The organism is Micromonospora pisi (genome assembly GCF_003633685.1).
Taxonomy (GTDB): domain Bacteria; phylum Actinomycetota; class Actinomycetes; order Mycobacteriales; family Micromonosporaceae; genus Micromonospora_G; species Micromonospora_G pisi.
On the sequence record NZ_RBKT01000001.1, the window covers coordinates 8536468 to 8560363 of the forward strand.

Annotated in this window: 23 protein-coding genes; 9 read left to right on the top strand and 14 right to left on the bottom strand. The window is 68.5% G+C overall.

The window, feature by feature from the left end; genetic code table 11:
- Positions 1–5 precede the first annotated feature (5 nt).
- Positions 6–1307, top strand: a complete 1302-nt coding sequence (locus BDK92_RS37225; RefSeq protein WP_121161081.1) for an MFS transporter — start codon at positions 6–8, stop codon at positions 1305–1307.
- 118 nt (positions 1308–1425) lie between these two features.
- On the opposite strand, the gene BDK92_RS37230 is transcribed toward BDK92_RS37225, so the two are convergent.
- Complete coding sequence (locus BDK92_RS37230) at positions 1426–1776, bottom strand: NAD(P)/FAD-dependent oxidoreductase (RefSeq protein WP_211349513.1); 351 nt, start codon at positions 1774–1776, stop codon at positions 1426–1428.
- Between the two features lie 71 nt (positions 1777–1847).
- Between BDK92_RS37230 and BDK92_RS37235 the strand changes: the two genes are divergently transcribed.
- Complete coding sequence (locus tag BDK92_RS37235; RefSeq protein ID WP_147457278.1) at positions 1848–2429, top strand: hypothetical protein; 582 nt, start codon at positions 1848–1850, stop codon at positions 2427–2429.
- Between the two features lie 24 nt (positions 2430–2453).
- Here the strand turns inward: BDK92_RS37235 and BDK92_RS39495 are convergent, their stop codons facing one another.
- Together BDK92_RS39495 and BDK92_RS37240 are read right to left on the bottom strand one after the other, a co-directional pair.
- Complete coding sequence (locus tag BDK92_RS39495; RefSeq protein WP_170208435.1) at positions 2454–2615, bottom strand: hypothetical protein; 162 nt, start codon at positions 2613–2615, stop codon at positions 2454–2456.
- 117 nt (positions 2616–2732) lie between these two features.
- Positions 2733–4238, bottom strand: coding sequence for an SMI1/KNR4 family protein (locus tag BDK92_RS37240; RefSeq protein WP_147457279.1), 1506 nt, complete (start codon positions 4236–4238; stop codon positions 2733–2735).
- Between the two features lie 1102 nt (positions 4239–5340).
- On the opposite strand from BDK92_RS37240, the gene BDK92_RS37245 reads away from it, so the two are divergent.
- From BDK92_RS37245 to BDK92_RS37280, 7 genes are all read left to right on the top strand, one after another.
- Complete coding sequence (locus tag BDK92_RS37245; RefSeq protein ID WP_211349514.1) at positions 5341–7317, top strand: APC family permease; 1977 nt, start codon at positions 5341–5343, stop codon at positions 7315–7317.
- A 693-nt stretch (positions 7318–8010) separates the two neighbouring features.
- Complete coding sequence (gene kdpF / locus BDK92_RS37255) at positions 8011–8100, top strand: K(+)-transporting ATPase subunit F (RefSeq protein ID WP_121161089.1); 90 nt, start codon at positions 8011–8013, stop codon at positions 8098–8100.
- Positions 8101–9756: a potassium-transporting ATPase subunit KdpA gene (kdpA, locus tag BDK92_RS37260; RefSeq protein ID WP_121161091.1), complete on the top strand. Its 1656-nt coding sequence runs from the start codon at positions 8101–8103 to the stop codon at positions 9754–9756.
- A 35-nt stretch (positions 9757–9791) separates the two neighbouring features.
- On the top strand, positions 9792–11966 hold the full coding sequence (kdpB, locus tag BDK92_RS37265) for a potassium-transporting ATPase subunit KdpB (protein WP_281278707.1): 2175 nt from the start codon (positions 9792–9794) through the stop codon (positions 11964–11966).
- Positions 11966–12847, top strand: coding sequence for a potassium-transporting ATPase subunit C (locus BDK92_RS37270; RefSeq protein ID WP_121161093.1), 882 nt, complete (start codon positions 11966–11968; stop codon positions 12845–12847). The genes kdpB and BDK92_RS37270 overlap by 1 nt, the downstream gene beginning before the upstream one ends.
- 37 nt (positions 12848–12884) lie before the next feature.
- Positions 12885–14399 (top strand): DUF4118 domain-containing protein, encoded by a 1515-nt coding sequence (locus BDK92_RS37275; protein ID WP_425462287.1) that lies wholly within the window; start codon positions 12885–12887, stop codon positions 14397–14399.
- Positions 14396–15064 (top strand): response regulator, encoded by a 669-nt coding sequence (locus BDK92_RS37280; RefSeq protein ID WP_121161097.1) that lies wholly within the window; start codon positions 14396–14398, stop codon positions 15062–15064. The genes BDK92_RS37275 and BDK92_RS37280 overlap by 4 nt, the downstream gene beginning before the upstream one ends.
- Before the next feature lie 301 nt (positions 15065–15365).
- On the opposite strand, the gene BDK92_RS37285 is transcribed toward BDK92_RS37280, so the two are convergent.
- From BDK92_RS37285 to BDK92_RS37335, 11 genes are all read right to left on the bottom strand, one after another.
- The gene (locus BDK92_RS37285) at positions 15366–16127 is read right to left on the bottom strand and encodes an ABC transporter permease (RefSeq protein WP_121161099.1); all 762 of its coding nucleotides are present in this window, start codon (positions 16125–16127) and stop codon (positions 15366–15368) included.
- Positions 16128–16136: 9 nt separating this feature from the next.
- Positions 16137–16943 (bottom strand): ABC transporter ATP-binding protein, encoded by an 807-nt coding sequence (locus BDK92_RS37290; RefSeq protein WP_121161101.1) that lies wholly within the window; start codon positions 16941–16943, stop codon positions 16137–16139.
- Complete coding sequence (locus BDK92_RS37295; protein ID WP_211349515.1) at positions 16943–17266, bottom strand: DUF1048 domain-containing protein; 324 nt, start codon at positions 17264–17266, stop codon at positions 16943–16945. Before BDK92_RS37295 ends, BDK92_RS37290 begins: the two co-directional genes overlap by 1 nt.
- A gap of 46 nt (positions 17267–17312) precedes the next feature.
- On the bottom strand, positions 17313–17642 hold the full coding sequence (locus BDK92_RS37300) for a PadR family transcriptional regulator (RefSeq protein WP_121161103.1): 330 nt from the start codon (positions 17640–17642) through the stop codon (positions 17313–17315).
- A 15-nt stretch (positions 17643–17657) separates the two neighbouring features.
- Positions 17658–17939: a P-loop NTPase family protein gene (locus BDK92_RS37305; protein WP_147457280.1), complete on the bottom strand. Its 282-nt coding sequence runs from the start codon at positions 17937–17939 to the stop codon at positions 17658–17660.
- A gap of 196 nt (positions 17940–18135) precedes the next feature.
- Positions 18136–18666: an EXLDI protein gene (locus tag BDK92_RS37310; RefSeq protein ID WP_121162887.1), complete on the bottom strand. Its 531-nt coding sequence runs from the start codon at positions 18664–18666 to the stop codon at positions 18136–18138.
- 478 nt (positions 18667–19144) lie between these two features.
- Positions 19145–19648: a hypothetical protein gene (locus BDK92_RS37315; protein ID WP_121161107.1), complete on the bottom strand. Its 504-nt coding sequence runs from the start codon at positions 19646–19648 to the stop codon at positions 19145–19147.
- 80 nt (positions 19649–19728) lie between these two features.
- Positions 19729–20964 (bottom strand): aminoglycoside phosphotransferase/kinase family protein, encoded by a 1236-nt coding sequence (locus BDK92_RS37320; RefSeq protein ID WP_211349516.1) that lies wholly within the window; start codon positions 20962–20964, stop codon positions 19729–19731.
- Positions 20965–21080: 116 nt separating this feature from the next.
- Positions 21081–21740: a response regulator transcription factor gene (locus tag BDK92_RS37325; RefSeq protein WP_121161109.1), complete on the bottom strand. Its 660-nt coding sequence runs from the start codon at positions 21738–21740 to the stop codon at positions 21081–21083.
- Positions 21737–23242, bottom strand: a complete 1506-nt coding sequence (locus tag BDK92_RS37330) for a sensor histidine kinase (protein WP_121161110.1) — start codon at positions 23240–23242, stop codon at positions 21737–21739. Before BDK92_RS37330 ends, BDK92_RS37325 begins: the two co-directional genes overlap by 4 nt.
- Complete coding sequence (locus BDK92_RS37335) at positions 23223–23678, bottom strand: hypothetical protein (RefSeq protein WP_121161112.1); 456 nt, start codon at positions 23676–23678, stop codon at positions 23223–23225. The genes BDK92_RS37330 and BDK92_RS37335 overlap by 20 nt, the downstream gene beginning before the upstream one ends.
- Between the last annotated feature and the right edge of the window lie 218 nt (positions 23679–23896).

Consider the following 23896-nt stretch of genomic DNA (forward strand, 5'->3'; position numbering starts at 1 on the left):
ACAGGATGCCCCGCGCGGAAACGGTGGCCACCGACACCCGTCCCGGTGGCCACCGGACCGTCTTCCACGGCTGGCGGATCGTCGCCGCGTTCGCGGTCACCCAAACCGTCGGGTACGGCACCCTCTACTACGCCTTCGCGGTCCTGCTGCAACCCATGGCCACGACCCTGCACACTTCCACCACCGCGGTCACCGGGGCGTTCACCGCCTCCATCCTCGCCGGGGCAGTCGTGGCGGTACCGGTCGGCCGCTGGCTGGACCGCCACGGCGGCCGAGCGCTGATGACCACCGGATCACTGGTCGCGACCACCCTCGTCGTGGCCTGGTCCCAAGTACGGACCGTCGCGCAGCTCTACGCCGTACTCATCGGCATCGGGCTCACCGCGGCGATGGTGCTCTACGAACCGGCGTTCGCCGTCATCATCTCCTGGTTCGACCCCGACCGGCGAGCGAAGGCTCTGCTCGCGGTAACCGTCGTCGCCGGCTTCGCCAGCTCCATCTTCCTACCCCTGACCGGGCAACTCGTGGACCGCTACGGGTGGCGCACCGCGTTACTCATCCTCGCCGTCGTCCACGGGGTGGTCACGGTGCCGCTGCACGCGTTCATCGTGCGCAGACCACCGCGCGGACCTTCCGCCGCGCCGCACACTGTCTCAGCGGTGCGCGGCGCGGCAGTGCGGGCGGCGCTGACCGACAGCCGATTCTGGTGCCTCGCGGTCGCTTTCGTCGCGCACAGCGCCGCGATGAGCGCGATGACCGTCCACCTTGTCGGCTTCCTGGTCCGGGAAGGGCACCGGGCGACCTTCGCCGCCACCTTCGCCGGACTGCTCGGCGCCCTGTCCGTCACCGGACGCCTCCTCCTGACCGGAGCACAACGCCGCGTCCGCATCACCACCATGGTCGCGGCCATCTTCGGCATCCAAGCGGTCGCCGCCCTCTGCCTGCCGGGCATCGCCGACAGCGCACCAGGCGCGGTGGCCGGCGTGACCGCGTTCGGCCTCGGCTTCGGCATCGCCAGCCTCGCCGCACCGGCGCTGCTCACCGAACGCTACGGAACCGCCGCCTACGCCACCATCGCCGGCACCCTCGCCACACCCGTCACCCTCGCCAAAGCCGGTGCGCCACTTGGCGCCGCCGCACTTCTTTCCGCCAATGGCGGCTACAGCGCCGTCCTCGCGGCCATCAGCGGAACCTGCCTTGTCGCGGTCGCCGGCATCCTCACCGGGACAACGAAGCCGGCCCCGGTGCCGGCGCTCGCGGCGGATTTGCACGGTCGAACCAGCAGCACCCCCGGCAACGCGGAATAACCATCACCCATGGCGCGGCCTCAACCTTGGGCCGGCCGGCTTCGAGTTGGTTGGTAGCGAAGGTGGAGGGCTGTAGAGCGGCAGCCCCGTTGATGCCGCTTTGGAGGGCCCGCCTCGGTCAAGTCACCCGCCCAGCATTGCCGACGACGCGGGCCAGGCGGACGGCAGCGCGGACGGCAGCGCGGTCGGCGTCGCGGCCGACTCCGCGCAGGCTCGCGGAATTCAGCCTCGACTGCCATTCCAACCCGACATAGGCCAAGCCCGGATGAGTGGTGGACACACCGTGTACGTGTCGAGGATTTCCGTCGGTGTCGAGCGCGCCGAGCGGGGCGAGGTAGCCAACATCCGGCCGGTACCCGGTTGCCAACAGGATCGTGTCCACGTGCTCGGACGTGCCATCCGACCAGGTGACAACGTTCCCGTCGATGTCGTTGAACAGTGGCCGCCGGTCAGGCCGGCCCGCGGCCAAGGCGACGCGGTAGCGCCCGCGCTAGGTTGGGCTGGGTCCGGTTGACTGTAGTCGACTGCGATACTGCAGGGGTGACAGCTGCAGACCACGAGGGCGCCCGTCTTTCGGCGCCGCCGAGCCAACCTCCCCGGGCCGAGGGCTCGTCGCAGCCGGTGCCCGCGCAGCCCGCCCCGCCGCCTTACTTCACGACACCTCCCGCGCCGGGCGGGGCCGCGATGGCGGCATCGCCCAACGGGCTGTCCTCGCCGCTGCCGCACATCATGGCCGGTGCCGGATTCCTCGCGATGATGGTGGCGATGTTCGCGCCGTTGGCCTCGAACGGTGATCCGGTCTCTGCGCTGCGGACCACGGACCTTCCTTTCCTGACCCCGATGCTGGGCCTGGTGGCGCTGGTAGTGGCGACTGGGGTGCTGTGCGGTAATCCGCAGCTTCTCCGCCTCGGCCGAGCGGCCGCCCCGCTGCTGGGATTGCTGCTGTCGGCCGCCGTCGGCGGCGAGATCGTTCAATGGGGAGCCAAGGCGGCCAATCCCGAGTTGGGTTTGGCCTACATGGTGGCCTCCGGTACCTACTTCCTGATCGGCGGTATCCTGCTGCTGTCGTTGTCCGTGCTGTCCATGCGGCCCGCCGGTCACGCCAGTCCTGTCGCCGGGTAAGGCGCATTCCGCAGCGATTAAGGCTCATTCCAGATGGTTGTTTTTGGTGAGTTGGCGGTAGCAGAGTAGGGCGTAGCCGAGGTCGGCGAAGGCATGGAAGTGGTCGGCCTTGCGTTCGTAGCGGCGTACGAGTCGGCGGTCGTTCTGTAGCCTGTCGGCGAACAGGACGGACGAGGTTTCCGGCACCGGTAACGGCAGACACCGAGGCGACGGGTGCGGCGACGGCCAGGGCGGCGCTTATGTTCTCTTCGGCATGGTGGGTAGACGACGCGGCGAGGCGGAACTCGTCGGTTCGGGCTGCGGTCACAGGCGGCCGCGGGCGGACCTGGTGCGGTGGGCCGTTTCCGTCGGATCGGCGTCGAGGAGGGATCGCCATTCGATGGCCTGCCGGTGGGTCGGGTTGCCGCTGAGGGTGGCCGCGTGCAGTCCGGTGGGGTCCAGCAGCGGTCGTAGCTGCCGCCACTGATCGAACGACAGCTCCAGGTACACCAGCGACGGCAGGTCGGTCAGTACGGCCAGATCGGCCACGTCGGCGTCGGCGAGGGACAGGCCATGCAGGTTCGCGACAGTCCGCAGCGGGGTCAGGTCGCTCGGCGTGGTTCCCTGGGTCAGGCCCAGGGAGCGCAGGGTCGGGTGGCCAGCCAGCGGGGTCAGATCCGACTCCGGGTTCACGTGGAGGTGCTCCACCGGAAGCTCCCGCAGCGGTGCGAGGTCCGCCTTGGCGGTCATCGACAGCGAACGCAGCCGGCGCAGCCTGGCGAGTTCCGCGGTGTTCACGGTGTCGGAGTACAGACGCAGTTCCTGTAGGTCCGGCAGCTGCCGGAGCGGTTCGAGGTCGATGTCGCCGCCGCGCCTTTCCAGTCGGAGGTCGGACCGGCTGACGACCGGACGCGGCCGGCCGGCCAGCACCGCGGTGACCGACTCGGCGACGTACCCGGGCCGCGTGCTCCAGTCGACGCCCACGTTGATGACCTGGCCCGGCCGGCCGTGACGGGCCGGTGCGAGGTCGACCACGAGAAAGTTGCCGCCGGAGTCATCGGCGATCGGGATCCACCCGGGGTGGCCGCTCGCCCGGCGGATCGTGTCGGCCGGGTCGGCGTCGAGAATGACCCGGTTCCACACGCCAGGCCAGGAGCTCTCGGCCGGGGCCGAGGTGATCTCGTACATGCCAATGAGTTCGGTGAGGGGGTACCGGTTCCAGCCGTCGATGGTGCCGCCCCCGTCGGCGAGCGCGTACATAGCCCGTAGGTCCGGCGGCAACCGGTAGCCCAGCTTGGCCTCCGCGGCCGCGATCTGATCCTCGGCCGCGCCGGGAGGCAGGTCCCCGCGGGCCTGGTCCAGCAGCAACGCGATCGCACGGTCGGGATCACCGGCATACGTGGGGTCCAGGACGACGGGCTCGGGATCGAGCGTTTCCGGCGGCAGGTCCTTGCGGAACACGACGGTGTACGAGTTGCCGACGCTCGATCCGCGCAGACCGAACCGGGCGACTGCGTCGAACTCGCCGTCGGCGTCGACCGTCAGGTGCACCGCGACCTGCCGGAAAGTGGTCCCCTCGGCGAGCCGGCCGAACAGCTCGATCATCGGGGAAGCGATCGCGCCATGGTCCATCTCGGGGACGTAGACGCCGGTGCCGTCCGTGGTGCGGTACCGCACGCCCTCGCCGCCGTGGCCGCGGGCGACCAGGTCGACCGACAACGTGGCCGTGCGCCAGCCGGCCGGACCGTGGTCGGACAGGAGCCGTGCGGCGTCGCGCAGGGCGTCCGAGCCGGCATCGCCCGGCGTGGTGTCATCCGCGGAAGCAATCATGACCGACACCGTACCGTCGCCCTCCGAGTGGATTGGCGCGCTCTCCCGAGCGGTTCGACCCCGTCTATCGACGGGTACGCGACGAGCTCAGTGCACTCATCCCGGCCGTGACAGCGCACGTGGCCAGGCACTGCTGTCGCCGCTGGACGAGGGCGTGGGGGAGCGGATTGGGAGCAGTCGGGCGCTCCCAACGGCGCCGAACGGCACTCAACCCTCTGAGCTGCCCCGATCGTCCCAGGGCTGACCAGTACCCGTGGTATCCGTGCTGGTCAGAGCGTTGCGGATCGTTCCTTGACACGGAGAGCGCAACGCTGCTGAACAGACGTCAACGATTCTCTATCTTGCCTGACAGAGTCAGGCGTGGGGGAGTGGTTGTTAACGGGCACCTGGGTAGCTGAACGTTCGTTGGTGGGAGTACGTGATCGTCTAGCTCCGGGTGCCGTAGGCGCAGTTGGTCAGGGGCGACGCGGGGAGCACATGTCGCAGGGGTGCCGCTGTCAGGCAGCAAAGTGATTGACGTCCGCCCGTCAGCTCCACCTCGAGAGAGGCGCGAGCGGCCATGTCAACCGCCCCCGAGGTCCGTGGCGAGCCAGCTCGGGGCGAACCGTAGTGGGCAGAGTGGCTCCAACGCCCGACTCATGCTCGCCGTGCTACATCGTCTGGCCTGCCCGACCCGGTTACGCCACCTTCGAGCCGGCGAAAGACCGTCGAGCTTCGTACCGAGGCGTGGTCAGCGGCTCAGGCCTGGATCCATGTCGCCTACGCCCGCCGACCCGGCCTGCGGCCCGATCCGACGGGCACCGGGTTGGGCAACGCTTTCCAACCGTAGCCCTCGACCCAAAGTCGACGGCTCGATCCGGTCGCAGGACACGTGTCAGGGCCTTGGAAGCAAGGTGTCTTGACAGCTCTCATGCCGCCGCTGGCGCGATCTTGACGCGATCTTGACGGCTGTGGTCGTTGACCACGTCAGCCCGCTCCCATAAGCATGGCGGGCCGGTCGGAACGGCTGTCCGCGTTGAGGGACCGGCATGTGGCGATGAGCAGGCGCGTCGGGTGGTGGGGGCCGCGGTGCGCATGCATGTCCTGGGGAGGACTGATGAGGATGAGCGACGATCTTGCGGTACCGGCCGTGGTGGAAAGGCCCGGCCGCAGACCGGCTCCGACCGGCCGGCTAGCGGGCTGGTTATTGCGGCATCAGGTGCAGCCGGTGGGGCCGGCGGCGGGGGAGGCCCACGCCCAGCCGCATGCCTGGTGGAAGGTGATGTGCCTGACCGGAGTCGACTACTTCTCCAGCCTGGCGTACGTGCCGGCTATCGCCGCGCTCGCGGCCGGGGCGGTGTCGCCGCTGGCCACGCTGCTGATCGTGGCACTGACCCTGCTGGGCATGCTGCCGATGTACCGGCGGGTGGCGCGGGAGAGCCCGCACGGTGCCGGATCGGTGGCAATGCTGGAAAATCTGCTGCCGTTCTGGTGGGGCAAGCTGTTCGTGCTGGTCCTGCTCGGGTTCGTCGCCACCTCGTGGATCATCACGATCACACTGTCGGCAGCGGACGCGTCGGTGCACGTGGTGGAGAATCCGTACCTGCCACATGTGCTGCACGGGCACGAGGTGGCGCTCACCGTCTTCCTGCTGCTGGTGCTGGGTGGGGTCTTCCTGCTCGGGTTCAGTGAGGCGGTGAGCGTGGCGATCCCGCTGGTCGTGGCCTTCCTGGGGCTCAACGCGGTGATCGTGACCGTCGGAATGGTCGACGTGTTCACCGCCCCCGGTGTGTTGTCGGCTTGGACCGACGCGTTTACCTCCAATGGTCTCGGCCTGAGTAGTTTGCTCGGTCCCGCCTTGCTGGCGTTCCCGCTGCTGGTTCTCGGGCTGTCCGGGTTTGAGACCGGGGTGAGCATGATGCCGCTGGTCGCCGCGGACGGCACCGACGAAGCGCAGCGGTTGCGTTCACGTATCCGCAACACCCGCAAGCTGCTGACCGTCGCCGCGGTCATCATGAGTGTCTATTTGTTGGCCAGCAGTCTCGTCACCACGGTGTTGATTCCCGCTGGAGAGTTCCAGCCCGGGGGCGACGCCAACGGCCGGGCACTGGCCTGGCTCGCCCACGAGCGGCTAGGCGAGGCGTTCGGCACCGTGTACGACGTGAGCACGATCCTGATCCTGTGGTTCGCCGGCGCGTCGGCGATGGCCGGCCTGGTCAACATCGTGCCGCGCTACCTGCCTGGTTACGGGATGGCCCCGGAGTGGGGGCGGGCGGTGCGTCCGGTGGTGCTGGTCTACACCGCGATCTGTGTGGCGATCACGATCGCGTTCGGTGCCGACGTGAACGCCCAGGCGGGCGCGTACGCGACCGGCATCCTGGCGATGATGGTCTCCGGCGCGTTCGCGGTCACGGTCACCGCGGCCCGCCGCCGGCAACGACTCGGCACGATGGGTTTCGGGCTGCTGACCGCCGTACTGCTTTACGCCCTGACGCACAACATCATCGAGAAGCCGGACGGGATCGCGATCTCCGGGATGTTCATCGCCGGCATCATCGCCGTGTCGTTGATCTCCCGGGTGTCGCGTACCACCGAGCTTCGGGCCGACCGGATCGAGTTCGACCCGGTCGCGCGGGGCTTCGTCACCGAGTCGTTGGCCCACGACGCGGCGCTGAACATCATCACGAACCGGCGCCAGCACGGGAACGCCGCCGAGTACGCCGCCAAGGAACGAGAGCAACGCGGCAACAACCCGGTACCCAGGGGCGCCGACGTGCTCTTCCTGGAGATCGACGTAGTCGATCCGTCCAACTTCAGCGGAGTGCTGACGGTACGGGGTGTCGACGTGGACGGTCACCGGGTGCTGCGGGCCTCCGCCCCGGCAGCACCGAACGCCATCGCCGCGGTGCTGATGGCCCTGCGGGATGCCACCGGCGTCCGCCCGCACTCTTACTTCGCCTGGGCCGAGGGCAGCCCACTGGTCCACCTGTTCCGCTACCTGCTGCTTGGCCGGGGCGACACCGCACCGGTCGTCCGCGAGATCATCCGACAGCACGAGCCCGATCCCGAGCAGCGGCCCCGCATCCACGTCGGCGGGTAGGCTCTCCGACTTCCGTAACAGCGGTCGATGCGGGGCCGGCGGGATCGATCCGCGGTCCCGCATCGACTTGACCAAGGAACCTCCGGGCTGTCGCGTTCGCCCGCATGTAACAGGGGTCGACGGCCGGGATTGGGATCGGCCTGGCGAAGCACCTCGCGGGTCAGCGGTGCGACCTCCCCTACCTTCAATCGGTCGCGATCGACGCCGGGCCGGTCGAACGGGGGAACTGGGCTATCAGGTCATTGCGTAACGCCAAGCGCCCGGTTGCCAGATAGCGCCAAGGCGACTTGCTCGCTGGGCGTTGGCGCCGCTGGCGCGGGCCGCCACGCCGAAGGCCTTCGACAGCGTCCACGTGCAGTCGCTGGGCGGGAGTCTGACGATTGGGCTCGGGGCGCCACCCTGCCCTGCTGATGTCGATCCGCAACGTTTCAGGGGTTCTTGCGCAGGATGTGGACGGGGGCGTGGGATCTGCACCGGGGGATCGCGTCCTCGGACGAAAATGCTGCCGGATTGGCCGAATTGCCCACATGAAGCGTTCATGGGCGTTTCTATGTCTTGGGGTACTCGCCCCAGCTGCCAAGTTGATGCCCGGTCCAACCTTTAGCAGGCTTCAGTGATAGATGTCGTTTTTGTGGTTATCACGGTGGTGCTCTTCGTGCTCATCGCCCTGCTCGTACGGGCGGTGGAACGGTTGTGAACGCGGTCAACCTGGCCGGACTGATCGTCGCGGCAGCGTTGCTTGTCTTCCTGGTGGTCGCCCTGCTGTTCCCGGAGCGCTTCTAGATGAGTACGACCACTGCGGGCGTGCTCTTCGTCGTCGCGCTCGTCGCCGCCCTCGCCGCGGTCCACCGCGTCTTCGGGGACTACATGTACCGGGTGTTCTCCGGGACCCGGCACAGCCGGGTGGAGCGAATCGTCTACCGCCTCGTCGGGGTCGACGCCAAAGGCGAGCAGTCCTGGGGCGTGTACGCCCGCAGCGTGCTGGCTTTCTCTCTGGTCTCGGTGTTGTTTCTGTACGCGTTCCTGCGGTTGCAGGACAAGCTGTGGCTGTCGCTCGGGTTTCCCGCCGTCACCGATCATGTCGCCTGGAACACGGCCGTCTCGTTCGTGACGAACACGAACTGGCAGGCGTACTCGGGTGAGTCGACCCTGGGGCACCTGGTGCAGATGGCCGGGCTGGCGGTGCAGAACTTCGTCTCGGCGGCGGTGGGTATGGCGGTTGCTGTCGCCCTGGTCCGTGGGTTTGCCCGTAGCCGGACCGACAAGCTGGGCAACTTCTGGGTTGACCTGACCCGTGCGAGCATCCGGATCCTGCTGCCTATCGCTGTGGTCGGCGCCGTTGTGCTGATCGCCGGCGGTGTGGTGCAGAACCTTTCCGGCGGCACGGATGTCACCACCGTGGCGGGCGCGGCACAGACCATCACCGGTGGGCCGGTGGCCAGTCAGGAGGTGATCAAGGAGCTCGGTACGAACGGGGGAGGGTTCTACAACGTCAACAGCGCCCACCCGTTCGAGAACCCAACCACCTGGACGAACTGGGTGGAGATCTTCCTGCTGCTGGTCATCCCGTTCAGCCTGCCCCGGGTGTTCGGCCGGATGATCGGTCAGCCCCGGCAGGGCTATGCGATCGTCGCGGTGATGGCGATCCTGGCGATCGCCAGTGTCGGGCTCACCAACGCTTTCGAGTTTGTCGGCAACGGCACCGTTCCGCAGGCGGTCGGCGCGGCCATGGAGGGCAAGGAGGTCCGTTTCGGGGTCCCCGACTCGGCCACGTTCGCGGCGACGACAACGCTCACCTCGACCGGTGCGGTGAACTCGTTCCACGACTCGTACACGGCGCTCGGCGGCATGGTGTTGATGGTCAACATGATGCTCGGCGAGGTGGCGCCAGGCGGCGTCGGCGCGGGCCTCTACGGGATCCTGGTCATCGCGATCATCACCGTTTTCATCGCCGGTCTCATGGTCGGTCGGACTCCCGAGTTCGTGAACAAGAAGATCGGCGCCCGGGAGGTCAAGTTCGCCTCGCTGTACTTCCTGGTCACTCCGGCGATCGTCCTGATCGGTGTCGCCGCCGCGTTCGCCAGCGGGAACAACTCAACGGCGCTCAATCCTGGTGCGCACGGGCTGTCTGAGGTGTTGTACGCGTTCACCTCGGCGGCCAACAACAACGGGTCGGCATTTGCCGGCATCACCGTCAACACGCCGTGGTGGGACACCGCGTTGGGGCTGGCCATGTTGCTCGGCCGGTTCGTGCCGATCGTTTTCGTACTCGGTCTGGCCGGTGCGCTCGCCAGCCAGCGACCCGTACCCGCCACGGCGGGGACGCTGCCGACGCACAAGCCGCTGTTCGTGGGATTGGTCGTCGGGGTGTTGTTGATCCTCGTTGCGCTGAGCTTCCTGCCCGCCCTCGCGCTCGGTCCCCTCGCCGAGGGCCTGTGAGAGACGTATCGAGGTAGATGATGAGTGTCGCTCCTATGGCGCCCGCCCCGTCGGGCGGGCCGGCTGGTGGCTCATCGTTCGGCCGGGTCGGTGGCGGGCTGCTGGATCCTCGGCAGATGCTGCGGTCGTTGCCGGACGCGCTGCGCAAGCTCGACCCGAGGACGCTGTGGCACAACCCGGTCATGTTCATCGTCGAGATCGGCGCCGTTTTCACCACCGGGCTCGCGATCGCCGACCCGACCTTCTTCGCCTGGTCGATCACCGTATGGCTGTGGTTGACCGTGGTTTTCGCGAACGTGGCCGAGGCGGTCGCCGAGGGACGCGGCAAGGCACAGGCCGCCACCCTGCGGCAGGCGCGTCGGGACATCTCCGCGACCCGGCTGACCGGCTGGTCGCCGGGCGCCCCTCCCGGTCAGTACCGCGAGGAGACCGTCGCGGCCCCCGAACTGCGGCTGGGTGACGTGGTGGTGGTCGAGGCAGGGCAGTTCATACCCGGTGACGGCGACGTGGTGGAGGGCATTGCCAGCGTCGACGAGTCGGCGATCACGGGCGAGTCCGCGCCGGTGATCCGGGAGTCCGGCGGCGATCGCAGCGCGGTCACCGGTGGCACGAAGGTCCTCTCCGACCGGATTATCGTGAAGATCACTCAGAAGCCGGGGGAGAGCTTCATCGACCGGATGATCGCCCTGGTCGAGGGTGCCAACCGGCAGAAGACGCCGAACGAGATCGCGCTCAATATCCTGCTCGCCTCGCTGACGATCATTTTTCTGCTCGCCGTGGTGACGTTGCAGCCGTTGGCGATCTTCTCGAAACAGTTCCAGGCCGCCGCCCCGGACACGGCCTCCATCACCGATGACGGCGTCAGCGGCATCGTCCTGGTGTCGCTGCTGGTCTGCCTGATCCCGACCACGATCGGCGCGTTGCTGTCGGCGATCGGTATCGCCGGCATGGACCGTCTGGTCCAGCGCAATGTGCTGGCGATGAGCGGTCGTGCGGTCGAGGCGGCGGGTGACGTGAACACCCTGCTGTTGGACAAGACTGGCACCATCACGTTGGGCAACCGGCAGGCGGCGGAGTTCGTCGCCGTCGAGGGGGTCAGCGCGGCGGAGATCGCGGACGCGGCGCAGATGTCCAGCCTCGCCGACGAGACCCCGGAAGGGCGGTCGGTGGTCGTCCTGGCAAAGAACGCGTACGGGCTGCGGGAACGTGAACCCGGCGTCATGCCGCAGGCGACGTTCGTGCCGTTCACGGCTCAGACCCGCATGAGTGGCGTCGACCTGGGCCCTGCCGCCGCCGCGGGTGTCGGCGAGACGCGGCAGATCCGCAAGGGCGCTGCCGCCGCGGTCATGAAATGGGTACGCGACAACGGTGGTCACCCGACCGAGCAGGTCGGGGAGATTGTCGACGGGATCAGCGGCACCGGCGGAACACCGTTGGTCGTCGCCGAGCATGTCGAGGGCCAGCCGGCCCGCGCACTGGGAGTGATCCACCTCAAGGACGTGGTCAAGAGCGGTATGCGGGAGCGCTTCGACGAGATGCGTCGGATGGGCATCCGCACCGTGATGATCACCGGCGACAACCCGCGTACGGCGAAGGCGATCGCGGACGAGGCCGGGGTGGACGACTTCCTGGCCGAGGCAACGCCCGAGGACAAGCTCGCACTGATCAAAAAGGAACAGGAGGGCGGGCGGCTGGTCGCGATGACCGGCGACGGCACCAACGACGCGCCCGCACTGGCCCAGGCCGACGTCGGCGTCGCGATGAACACCGGTACGACAGCGGCCAAAGAGGCCGGCAACATGGTCGACCTCGACTCGGACCCGACCAAGCTGATCGAGATCGTGGAAATCGGCAAGCAGTTGCTGATCACCCGAGGTGCGCTGACCACGTTCTCCATCGCCAACGACATCGCGAAGTACTTCGCGATCATCCCGGCCATGTTCGCCGGGGTCTACCCGACTCTGGACACCCTCAACATCATGCGGCTACACAGCCCGGAGTCGGCGATCTTCTCCGCAGTCATCTTCAACGCCCTCATCATCATCGCGCTCGTGCCCCTTGCGCTACGCGGTGTGCGGTACCGGCCGAGCAGCGCATCAGCCCTGCTTGGCCGCAACCTGTGGATCTACGGGCTGGGTGGGATCGTCGCCCCGTTCGTCGGCATCAAAATCATCGACCTCATCGTCCAGTTCATCCCGGGGATCTCGTGATGCGCCTACCTACCTGGCTCGCCCAGCATCTCGCCGCGCTGCGCGCCATTCTGGTCGCCACCGCCGTGCTCGGGTTGGCGTACCCGTTCGTCATGATCGGGATCGCACAGTTGCCCGGCCTCGACGACCGGGCCGAGGGGTCACTGATCCAGGACGGCGGCGGCAGGACCGTCGGCAGCCGGCTGATCGGCCAGCAGTTCGTCGACGGCGAAGGCAATCCACTGCCCGTCTACTTCCAACCCCGACCCTCCGCCGCCGGCGACGGGTACGACCCGACCTCGACCGCCGCCAGCAACCTCGGCCCGGAAAACGTCGTCGACACCCTTGCCGCCAACCCCGACGACGCGACACCCAGCCTTCTCACCCAGGTCTGTCAGCGGAGCAAGATGATCGGCGACCTGGATGGTGTCGACGGCAGCCGGCCGTTCTGCACCCCGAACGGAGTCGGCGCGGTCCTGGCCGTCTTCCACCGCGACGGCCTGACCGGCCCGATCACCCGCGTGGTCAGCGTCAACGAAGCCTGCCCGGCCACCCCGTTCCTGGCGCGGTTCCACGACGTGACCGTCGAGTGCAACACGATCGGCGAGGACATCAGCCGAGGTTTGATCACCCCGGTACGGGGCAACGCGCCGGCCGACCCGGTGGTCCCGCCCGACGCGGTCACCGCCAGCGGCAGTGGACTCGACCCGAACATCAGCCCCGCCTACGCCCGCCTGCAGGTGCCCCGGGTGGCCCGGGAAAGGAACACCGACACCGCCTCGGTCCAACGCCTGGTCGATCGGTACACCGATGACCGGGCGCTCGGGTTCATGGGCGAGCCGGCGGTCAACGTGCTTCAGCTCAACCTCGCGCTGGACCGCACCTTCCCGGCCAACCGCTGACCGCCTCGTCGGTCATGCGATACCGCGGGATCAAGCCTTGACCAGGGGACAACTCCGCGTCTACCTCGGAGCCGCACCTGACATTCCCGCAGCTCTGCTCGACTTCGCCCGAGGTGTCAACGCCACCCAGATCGTGCTCGGCGTGAGCCGCCGCGGACGGTTCGCACAGCTCTTCACTCGCGGCGTCGGCGTCACCACCGCGGCCCGGTCCGGCACCATCGACGTCCATCTCGTCACGCACGAAAACATCGGACGGGGGATACGCGCGCCCCACCCCATCGCTGCGCTGTCCCGCCGCCGCCAACTCGCCGGCTTCGCCGCCACCGTGCTCGGCATCCCGCTGCTGACATACCTGCTCCGGTTGGCGACCGATGAACTCTCCCTGGCCAGTGACATCCTGCTGTTCCTCGCCGGAGTGGTCGGCGTGGCGGTGCTCGGCGGTTGGTGGCCCGCGCTGCTCGCCGCACTCGCCAGCTCACTGGTGATCGACTATTTCTTCACACCGCCGCTGCACACCCTCGACATCGCCCAGCGGGAGAACCTGCTCTCGCTGGTGGTCTTCCTGCTCGTCGCCGCCGCGGTCAGCGCAGTGGTTGATCTCGCCGCCCGGCGCGCCCGGGACGCGGCACGGGCCAGCGGTGACGCCCAGATCCTGTCCACCGTGGCCGGCAGTGTGCTGCGCGGCGCCCGGCCCCTCACCGCGCTTCTCGAACAGCTACGGGAGACATTCGGGCTCACGTCGGTCACCCTGCTCGAACGTACCCCGGACGTCCGGCCCAGCCCTGGCCAGCAGCAAGACCCCCACGCATGGCAGGTCGTCGCCTCCACGGGCGACGAGCAATGTGCGACCCCGGCCAGCGGCGACGTAACCGTGGGCGTCGACGACAACTCGTCGCTGGTACTGCGTGGCCGAGTCCTCGCCGCCGCCGACCGACGCCTCATCGAGGCATTCGCCGCCCAGGCGGCGGTCGCGCTGCGCCAGGAGCGCCTGACCAACAGAGCCGCCACCTCGCGACCCCCGGCCGAGGTCGAGAACCTACTGGACATGACCCGCCTCCAAACAGGAACACTGGAGCTGTCGCTGATGCCGGTCCGCCTGGCGGAGGCCGTCCCACGGGCCCTCGACGAACTCGGCGAACCGGCACGACAGGTCCGCGTACGCCTGCCGACCAACCTTCCGGCAGTGCGAGCGGACCCCACCCTGTTGCAGCGGGTGCTGGTGAACCTGCTCGCGAATGCGCTGCAGTTCAGCCCAGCGGACCAGCCGCCATCGGCGTCAGCAAGCGAGCACAACACGCGAGTGGACCTACGGGTAGTGGACCAGGGACCAGGCATCCCGCAGGATCAGTGGACGCGGATATTCATGCCATTCCAGCGTCACGACGACCGGGACAACCAGACCAGCCTCGGCCTCGGCCTGGCGTTGTCCCGGGGGCTCGCGGAGGCGATGAGTGGCAGCCTCACACCCGAACAGACACCCGGCGGGGGCCTGACCATGGTGCTCAGCCTGCCCGTGGCTGAGCCGTCCGCAGAAGCGGGAGGTGGCAAATGACGAAAGTGCTGGTGGTTGGTGACGAGCCGCAGATGCTTCGGGCATTGCGTATCAACCTGGAGGTCCGCCGCTACCGGGTGACGACGGCGAGCGACGGCGCCGACGCATTGCACCGGGCCGCGGACAACCTCCCGGACTTGCTGGTACTCGATTTCCCCCTGTCAGCCGCAGATGGTGTGGATCTGATCCGGCGGCTGCGGGACCGAACTGCCAACCCGATCATCGTGCTGTTCGGCCGGCCCGGCAGTGGAGACAAGATCGCCGCTCTGAACGCCGGTGCTGACGACTACGTGACCAAACCGTTCGGAATCGGCGAACTGCTGGCTCGGATGCGGGCCGCCGTTCCCCTGGGCGGCGACGGGGGTAGCCCAGTGCAGGTCGGCCGGCACACGATCGACCTGGCCGCCCGAACCGTACGCGCCGCCGCCGACGGCGACGTCGTCCTAGGTCCGGACGAATGGCGCCTGCTCGAGCTCCTTATCCTTAACGCGGGTCGCCTGGTCAGCCACCGCCAGTTGCGCACCGCCGTACCAGGCCCGCAGCCCTCATTGGCCGACCAGCTGCGCCGAGACATGGCGCGGCTCCGACGCAAACTCGAAGTTGATCCGACGCGTCCGCGTCATCTGCTCGCCGAACCCGGCATGGGCTACCGCTTCCAGCCGTAAATCGACTCCTGCCGCCCCGGAACGCGTAGCGCAACATTTGCCTGGGTAACGCGGCGGTGAGGCTCGAAGCTTTTGGGTGGCCCGACAGGCGGTATCACTATCAGCCTGAGAAAACCGGACATGACAGCCCCTGCTGGAACGGCCGGTCGTCAACCTCGGCCGGAGGCACGCTGGTGGAACATGAGAGCCTTCGGTCAGTCGGTGTAGACGTCGCAATCCACACCGAGCCCGAAGGCCCTCACCTATTTCAAGATCATCCGGTTGCGTGTTTTCCCGTCACCAACGTCTGTGGTCCGCACAGCTAGGAGATCTTGCGGCGGTACGTGAGCATGGCGAAGGCGTACGCGACGATGAGGATGCCGAGGCACCAGGCGAGGGCGATCCAGATGTCGGTGCCGACCGGCTGCTGTGTGAACAGGTCGCGGATGGCGTTGACGATGGAGGTCACCGGCTGATGCTCGGCGAAGGCGCGTACCGGGCCGGGCATGGTGTCGGTGGGTACGAATGCCGAGCTGATGAACGGCAGGAAGATGAGTGGGTAAGAGAACGCGCTCGCGCCGTCCACGGACTTCGCGGTGAGGCCGGGGATGACGGCGAGCCACGTCAGCGCCAGGGTGAACAGGGTTAGGATGCCGGCGACCGCGAGCCACGCCAGCGCTCCCGCCCCGGAGCGGAAGCCCATGAGGAGGGCGACGAGCACAACGACGACGAGCGAGATCAGGTTGGCGACCAGCGAGGTCAGCACGTGCGCCCACAGCACGGACGACCGCGCGATCGGCATGGACTGGAATCGTTCGAAGATGCCGCCCTTCATGTCCATGAAGAGCCGGAATGCGGTGTAGGCGATGCCCGAGGCGATCGTGATGAGCAGAATGCCGGGCAGCAGGTAGTTCACATATGAACCCGACCCCGAGTTGATCGCGCCGCCGAACACGTAGACGAACAGCAGCATCATGGCGATTGGCGTGACCGCGGTCGTGATGATCGTGTCCACGCTGCGGGTGACGTGCGTCAGGGATCGTCCCAGCAGGACGGCGGTGTCGCCGAAGAAGTGCTTGGTCATCGTTGGTCCTTACTTGTCCGCGCCGACGGTGCGGTCATTGGCGGCGGCGTCCTTACCGGGGGCACCGACGATGGCGAAAAAGACGTCCTCGAGGGTCGGCTGCTTCTCGACGTATTCGACCTTGGCGGGTGGAAGCAGCTGCTTGAGTTCGGTGAGGGTGCCGTTCACGATGATCCGGCCCTCGTGGAGGATCGCGATCCGGTCGGCGAGTTGTTCGGCCTCGTCCAGATACTGCGTCGTGAGCAGCACCGTCGTACCTTGGTCGGCGAGTTTCTTGACGGCCTGCCACACCTCGATGCGCGCCTGGGGGTCGAGTCCGGTCGTCGGCTCGTCGAGGAAGATGACCGGGGGATTCCCGATGAGGCTCATCGCGATGTCGAGGCGGCGGCGCATGCCACCCGAGTACGTCGACACCTTCCGCGTGGCCGCCTCGGTCAGCGAGAAACGATCGAGCAGTTCGTCCGCGATGATGCGCGGGTTCTTGAGGTGCCGCAGCCGGGCGACCAGGACAAGGTTCTCCCGCCCGGTGAGGATTTCGTCGACGGCCGCGAACTGTCCGGTGAGGCTGATGGACTCCCGTACGTCCGCGGCCTGCGTGGCGACGTCGAAGCCGTTGACGCTGGCGGTCCCCGCGTCGGCCTTGAGTAGTGTGGACAGGATTTTTACGACCGTGGTCTTGCCTGCCCCGTTGGAGCCGAGCAGGGCGAAGATGCTGCCCCGTTGCACGTCGAAGTCCACGCCGCGCAGCACGCGCAGCGCCTTGTACGACTTCTCCAGACCCCGGACGTGGATCGCCGGGGATTGCCGTGTTGTCATCAGACTGCCCTCTCTTGTCTTTCGGTGTCTTCTCCGGCGGCGCGTTCGATCGCCTTCGTCAGCCGGTCCCGCTCCCGGATGATCCACTGACCCTTCGGGTAGTTCCGGACGAACGTCTCGATGAAGTCCACGGGGTCTTCCCCGACGATGTCGCGGATCGGGGTGCCGTTCGCCGCGCCTTGTTCGAACAGGTCGACGAGGTCCCCGTAAAGCGCGGTCCCGTCGCCGCCCGTGCCGAAGTAGTTCAGGTACCGTTCCAGCGCGTCGAGCGCCGTGCGATAGCTCGGGGAAGTTGTCTCCCGCGCGCCTTGTATTCCCGCCATGACCTCTTGTCGCCGACCACCGTGGCGACGAATTTCGAGAACATGGTCAACTGCCTCCCCTGCGGAGCTGGTCGAGTCGTTCGGTGAGGAAGCTCCAGGTCCTCCAGAACTCTTCGAGGTATTCCTGTCCCTCGGCGTTGAGGGAGTACACCTTGCGTGGCGGGCCCTTCTCGGATGGGACCTTTTCCACGTCGACGAGGCGCTTCTGCTCGACCCTGACGAGCAGGGCGTAGATGGTGCCCTCGGCGATGTCGGAGAAGCCCTGCGCCCGTAGCCACGCCGTGATCTCGTAGCCGTACGCGGGCCGCATGGACAGGATCGCGAGCACGATTCCCTCCAGCGTGCCCTTGAGCATCTCCGTCATCTGTCTGCCCACGGAACACCTCCCGCACTACCTAGTGATGTCGACTACCAGTAGGTAGTAACGCTGACTAGCGGTGGCGCAAGCTCCAGATGGATCGGTGGCCCCGATCGCTGCCCGGGCGGTGGCCGGCTCGGTCGTCAGGTCGTGCTCCACGACGCGGATCGCACCGTCGTCGGCGGGCACGAATGTGGACAGGTTCCGTTTCTCCCGCGCCGTCGGTCCGAGCAGGGAGAAGATCGTCCCCTCGGCGACCGTGAGGTCGACGCCGTCGAGGGCGTGCGGCATCGCCGGTCGGGAACCAGTGTCCAACCGGGCAACGGAGACGCGTGCCGTCGCTGGTCAGGCCGGATCAACGCGACCGGACCGGAAAAGATCAGCTGTGGTGGATCAGAAAGTCGGCGCAGACGGCGCGCACGAGCGGCGAGGCCGCATCAGCGCCAACATCGGTGGCGGAATCTGGAGGGCTGGGGCGTGGCTCGCCCCATCCCGGTGTCGCACCAGTTGATCAAATGTCGAGGTCCTCGACCGTGGCCTCCTCCATGACATCGACGACAACGTCGAACAGCTCGGCGGGAACCAACTCGCGCAACTCGTCGAGGGTTTCCGCGGTGCGCAGGCTGGAATCGGCGGGCGTGCGCGTCCACGTCTGGTTCGCGCTCCAGTCCCCGACCCAGGCGCGCCACCCGGTGTTCCACTTCTCTGCGTTCGGACCAACGTTCTTGTGACCCTCGGAACGCTCGAGGTGGACCACGAACTTCCCCTTTCGGGACCTATAGACCCGGAAAGTCTCGGTCCGCTCGTTCGTGGACCGCTCCCACTCGGCAAGCAGCACCCCGGAGAACCGCTGCTTGCGACCCAGTCCAGGTCCGACCCGCACGATGATCTCGTTGTACCCCTGCCTCCGGCCCTCCTCGACCTCCACGTAGCGCCGCAGCGCCGCAGAGATTGCTGCCGACATCGTGCCCCCGGCCAGTTCCTGAGCGCGTTGGAACAGGGGCAGGTCGTCGTCAGACACGTAGATCGTTTTGTTTGGCATCGCGCTCCCTCTCACACAGACTATACGCATACATATACGTACCCGCAAGGTTGGGTGCGGACGACGACCACCACCCGCCCATCGCAGGGACCCCGAAACATCCTGCCGCCTGATTGCCATGCGCCGAACGAGCGGTTCCATGACGTAGACATCGCCGCCGGTCCGTCCTCGGCGGCCCGCAGCAGAGCGAACCGGTCTGCGGCACCATCCACTCCTTCGCCTGCGGCAGCGCCGTCAACGTCCGGTCGATGGAGACACCCGAACGGGTTCCAAGGGGCGGTGCTGGCCTGGTGGTCGGCGGGGGCACCAGATGAACCCGAGCGGCACGCGGACACCAGCACCACGGGCTAAGGCAGCTCCCGGGCTCCAGTCGCACCCGGGCTGACCGAGGCCGACCGGCGTAGCCACCGGCGAACGGCACCGCGGCCCGACCAGACTGGTCGGGCCGCGGCCCTGGAGCGGTGAGGTTCTCGCGGGGTCAGTCGGCCGAGCCACCGGAGTCGGCGGAGCCGCCCGAGTGCGCCGAGTCGCCACCGTCGCCACCACCGCGCTTGCGGACCGGGGCGGGGGAGTCGTCCGGGCTGTCGTCGGCCGCCTTCGGCCTGGTCGTGGTGGTCTTGCCCTTGTCGCCCGCGCCCGTCGCCTGCTTGACCGGCGGTGCCGGCGGTGCCGCCGCGGGTGAGTCCGCCGCCGAGGCGTCGGCGCTGTCCGCCGACTCTGGCGACGGGTCCACCCACTGTGGGTCACCCGGGCTGTCGGACGCCGAGTCGCCGGAGTCGAACGGCGACTGGTGCGGGCTGTCGGCGCTTTCCGGCGACTCGTCGGCGACGCCGTGGTCGACCTGGGTGCTCACCTGGATCGGGCTCACCCTGTCGCGCAGCTCGATGCCGTCGCTGGCCGCCGCCGCGCCGGCCGAAAGCCCGGCCACCAGAGCCGCGGCACCGGCCCCGGCGACGATCCGCCATGGTCGATTGATCTGCATGCCATCCTCCTCTGTGATTTACCTGCACCCAGCTTCGAACCCGCACATGAGGTACGCCTGACGCGCCGGTGAGACCTCCCTCATCCCGCTGCTCGGTCGCGGTGCAGACGCCGGGCGCTGGCCAGCCACAGTGCGGCCAGGTCGAGACGGGTACGGGTGTTCGCCGGCCAGTCCCGCTCCTGCACCCGGTGCGGGCCGGTGGCCAGCGACAGCACCACGGCGGCGGTCCGGTAACGCAGCTCGGCGGGGTCGACCACCCGCTCGAACGAGGCCAGGTAGGCGGCACCCGCCCGCAGGATCGCGCCAGCCCGCTCCGGGCGCATCTGGGCGAGTACGGAGAGATGGCCGAGCAGGCAGGCGAGATCGTCCAAGCGCTCACCCGGGCCGGCGGTGTCGACGTCGAGCAGCCCACAGATCCGGCCCCCGGAGACCAGCAACTGACTCTCGTACAGATCGCCGTGCACGACCGTACGAGGTCCGGTTCCGGACTCGGTGACGATCGCCTCGGCCAGTGCGGTGGCCTGCTCACCCACGCCGGGCAGCGCGGCGGCGAGCACCGCGGCGTAGTGCGGCGCCCTCTCCCGCCAGGACGGTCGGGCCCGCCCGTGCGCCAGCTCGGCCGGCAACCGGTCGAGCAGCGTCAGCAGCGCCCGCCCGGGTGGTGGCGCCTCCCGGGCGTGCAGCGCCTGCCGCAGGGTCCGCCCTGGAAGTGCCTGTAGCACCAGGAGTCCGTCCGGGGTGTAGCCCAGGCTGGGTGCCGCCGGCAGACCGGCACCGACCAGCAGTCGGTGCCGTTCGTGCAGGTCCTGCACCCGATCCGGGCGGACCACCTTCAGGAAGACCCGGTGACGGGACCCGATCGCCTCGATCACCGCCCGTCGCCGGGGCCGGTACGCCCGGACCTCCAGCCGTACCGGTCCGTCGCCGAGGCCGAGGTCGCTCAGGAGTACGCCGACCGCGTGCCTGTCGTACGCGGTGCGCAGCGCGGGCAGGTCCGGGTCGTACGGGAAACGCCAGGCCGCCACCCGATCGGTACCGTCGTCGAGCACCACCGTGCCGCGCGGCGGGCGACCGGTGCAGGCCGCCAGCCGTTCGTCCCGGACCTGCCCGTCCGACCACCGGATCCGGACCTGGTAGGCCGCGGTCGACCTCCGGCCGGGCTGGTGCTCGACCTGAGTTGCCCGCCAGGTGAGCAGTTCGCCACCGCCCGGCCGCAGGACGGTTCGCAGTACCTCCTCGGCGGCCGGTCCGGTGAGGAGGTCGAGATCGGGATCGGGGTGTCCGCCCGCCCCGTTGTTGCTGCTGGTCATCGACATATCGGCGACGATCCCGGTCCGGCATGAGGGGGAGGTGAGCCGACGATGAGAGCCCGCTCAGCCATCGGTGTCCCTTGAGGTCAAGCGGTGCCGGCGGCGGGGCCAGCGGTGGCGGCTCAGCCGGCCAGCCGGTAGCCGATGCCGCGTACCGTCTGGATCAGGTTGGTGCCGAGCTTGCGGCGCAGATAACCGATGTAGACGTCCACCACGTTCGAGCCCGGATCATGTGCCAGCCCCCACACCCGGTCCAGCAACTGCTCCCGACTGAGCACATGACCCGGATGACGCAGCAGCGTCTCGGCGAGCAGGAACTCCCGGCCGGTCAGCTCGACCAGCTCACCGTTCACGGTGGCGGTACGACGTACCAGGTCGAGCTGGATCGGTCCGGCCCGGACCACCGTCGGGGTGGCCTGCCCGTGCTCCCGCAGCCGGGCCCGGACCCGGGCCAGGAGTTCGTCGAAGCTGAACGGTTTGGTCATGTAGTCGTCGGCGCCGAGGTCCAGCCCGGCGACCCGGTCCGGCACCGCGTCCCGGGCGGTCAGCACGATCACGGGCAGTCGCTCGCCCCGGGCCCGGATCTGCGCCAGTGCGGCGAGCCCGTCCTGCCCGGGCAGCCCGAGATCCAGGATCAGCAGGTCGAAGTCGCCGCTGCGGGCCGCGACCGCCACCTCCACCCCGCTGGTCACCACGGTGGTGACGTAGCCGGCCGCGCGGAACCCCTTGGTCAGGAAAGAGGTGATTCGCGGCTCGTCCTCCGCGATCAGCACCCGGTTCATCGCCCGGCTCCCGTCGCCACGGGCAGGACCGCGCCGGCGGGCAGGACCAGGGTGAAGGTGGAACCTGCGCCCGGGATGCTGTCCACCGCGACCATGCCCCGGTGCGCCTCGGCGATCGCGGCCACGATGGCCAGGCCGAGCCCGGCACCCTCGGCGCGCGCCCGGGCGTGCTCGGCCCGGGCGAACCGGGCGAAGATCCGCTCCCGGTCCTCGGGTTCGATGCCGACCCCGGTGTCCCGTACGGCGAGCAGCACCCGGCCGTGCTCACCCCGACCGCCGTGTTCGCCCCGCGTGGGGGATTCGGCCACGTGGGCGGAGAGTTCGATGGTGTCGCCAGGGCTGGTGAACTGGACCGCGTTCTGGGCGAGCTGCATCAGCGCCTGGGTGAGGCGCTGCCGATCAGCCCAGACGGTCACCTCGTCGATGGTGCCGATCCGCCAGTCCCGGTCACCCAGGGCTACGGCCTTGGCGTACACGTCGTGCATCATCAGGGCGACCTCCACGTGGTCGGGGTGCAGGAAGTCGGGTTGCTCCGCCTTGGCGAGCATGAGCAGGTCGTTGACCATGCGGTTCATCCGGTCCAACTCGTCGGTGACCAGCGCGATCGTCTCCGCCCGATCCGCCGGGTCGTCACCCATCAGCTCCAGGTGACCACGGACGATGGTGATCGGGGTACGCAGTTCGTGTCCGGCGTCGGAGACGAACGCCTGCTGCGCGGCGAACGCCCGATGCAGCCGCCCCAGCATGCCGTTGAACGTGTGCGCCAGGTCGGCGACCTCGTCGGAACCGGTGACCGGGATCCGGCGGGACAGGTCCGTCTCCTCGATCGTGCGGGCTGTTTCGGTGACCGTACGGAGTGGACGCAGCGCCCGTCCCATGGCGAGGTAGCCACCGGCCGCCACGACCACGATCACCAGCAGGCAGGCGAGCGCCATCAGCTGTACCGCCCGGTCGATCTCGGCCCGCCGTTCGGCGCCGAACTCGACCACCACCACCTGGCCGCGTACCGCGCCGTCGATGATCACGGGCACGGCGAGCCAGCGCGCCGAACCGCCGGGGCTCTGCTCGACCTGCCCGTACGTGCTGTCGGTGAGCCCGATCCAGTGCCGCAGCAGGGCGGACTCACGGCTCAGGTCGTACGGCGGCGCCTCGGTCGCCCGGTAGAACGCGCCGTCGACCAGCACCAGCACCGCCTCGCCGGCCTGCGGTTCGTTGCGGAGCAGGTAGGTGTCGGCGATCGCACGCAGATCGGGGCCGAACGGTTGCCCGCTGGCCGGGTCACGGCCGCCCACCAGTCGCCGGAACTCGGTCACCTCCTGGCGCATGTCGGTGGCGATCCGGTTCTCCAGTTGGTTGAGCAGCACCTGGCGGATCACCACCACCGAGGCGAGGCTGGCCACGGCGAGCAGGGCCAGCGCCCAGCCGAGCAGCCGTAGTCGCAGTCCGAGGCCGAATGGTCCTCGCCAGGGTCGTACGGGGGAGTCAATCGTCGTCCCCGTCATCACCGCCGGTCTCGTCGTCGCCGTCGTCATTGTCGTCATCGCCGTCGTCGTCATCGTCGTCTCCGGCGGGCTGCCGGTTGCCGCCGCCGGCAGGCTGACCGTCGTCGTCCCCGCCAGCGGCAGGTGGTCCAGCGTCGTCAGTGTCGGCTGGTCCGTCGTCGTCGGTCCCGGCTGGTCCGGCGTCGTCGCCTCCGGTGGCGGGCTGCCCAGCGTCATCGTCATCATCATCTCCGGTGAGGGCGGGGCCGAGGCTCGCGTTGCCGGCCGGGTCGGCTCCATCGTCGTCCCCATCGTCGGTCCTCGTCTGCGCCGCCGGGCTGATGATCTGGATTGCCGGAACCGGGTCGGGGGGCAGCAGCAGCGGCAGACCGACGCCGGTGAGCAGCCCCACCAGCGCCGCCAGCCCGATGCCGGTGGCGACCTTTTGTGTGCTCATGCGGTCAAGGCTGTCGAACCCCGATAACCAGCCGATGAGAACCGGATGAGAACCCTCTCATCTGTGAAGTTCCCAGGTCGGCGGCGGGCGCCGGATAAAGAAGTTCTCACCTTCGGCTGAGCGTCGGCTTACGGATCCTCTGAACACTGACCACCACTGGCAGCGGACCGACGGTGGGGGCGGGTATGAGTGAAACAAGACCATTGACCACAATTGAT